This is a genomic window from Cupriavidus numazuensis (genome assembly GCF_905397435.1).
Classification (GTDB): Bacteria; Pseudomonadota; Gammaproteobacteria; order Burkholderiales; family Burkholderiaceae; genus Cupriavidus; species Cupriavidus numazuensis.
On the sequence record NZ_CAJPVI010000155.1, the window covers coordinates 1 to 1050 of the forward strand.

Sequence of the window (1050 nt, forward strand, 5' to 3'; positions counted from 1 at the left end):
GCCTTGGAGGATGGTCCCCCCATCTTCAGACAGGATTTCACGTGTCCCGCCCTACTTGTCGTACACCTAGTTCCACAACGCTGTTTTCGCATACAGGGCTATCACCTGCTATGGCCGGGCTTTCCATCCCGTTCTGCTAACAACACTGCTAAAGAGTACAAGGCTCTTCCCATTTCGTTCGCCACTACTCTGGGAATCTCGGTTGATTTCTGTTCCTGCAGCTACTTAGATGTTTCAGTTCGCCGCGTTCGCTTCCCTGACCTATGTATTCAGTCAGGGATGACCCATTCGGGCCGGGTTTCCCCATTCGGACATCTCCGGATCAAAGCTTGTTTGCCAGCTCCCCGAAGCTTTTCGCAGGCTACCGCGTCCTTCATCGCCTGTGATCGCCAAGGCATCCACCACATGCACTTGTTCGCTTGACCCTATAACGAGTGTGTCTCAGAGAGACATTCGCTACAGGTGAGTTCTCGCATTTGTGCCGTATTCCAAGTCATCTTTCGATCACTTAAATACATTTTGGTTGATACAATCACAACCCGGTATCGCGTTTTGTACTGCAGCGTCTCATCAACGCTTGCGCGACACCTTTACTACATCCCATATTGTTAAAGAACAGCCGACTTTCGTCGCTTGGCAATGCCAAAGGGAAGCACTCAACGAATGCTTTCCTTTGACACCCACTCCAGGTTTTCCGCAGCTCACTCGGCAGAGTGATGGTGGAGGATGACGGGATCGAACCGACGACCCCCTGCTTGCAAAGCAGGTGCTCTCCCAGCTGAGCTAATCCCCCCTCGGATAACTTGGTGGGTCTGGTAGGACTTGAACCTACGACCCCCGCCTTATCAAGACGGTGCTCTAACCACCTGAGCTACAGACCCTTGGCTGTAACAGCAAACAAACCGATAAGTGTGGACACTGGACACGCAGAACGCGCGCCTCTGGAAAGGAGGTGATCCAGCCGCACCTTCCGATACGGCTACCTTGTTACGACTTCACCCCAGTCATGAACCCTGCCGTGGTAATCGCCCTCCTTGCGGTTAGGCTAAC

General features: G+C 53.0%; 2 tRNA genes and 2 rRNA genes. All 4 read right to left on the reverse strand.

The features are described from left to right. A 23S ribosomal RNA gene (locus KHO41_RS40945) occupies positions 1-425 on the reverse strand; the annotation flags it as partial. Between the two features lie 292 nt (positions 426-717). Beyond that, positions 718-793, reverse strand: a tRNA-Ala gene (locus KHO41_RS40950). 11 nt (positions 794-804) lie between these two features. Then, a tRNA-Ile gene (locus KHO41_RS40955) sits at positions 805-881 on the reverse strand. Between the two features lie 64 nt (positions 882-945). Further along, positions 946-1050: ribosomal RNA gene (locus tag KHO41_RS40960) — 16S ribosomal RNA — on the reverse strand; the annotation flags it as partial.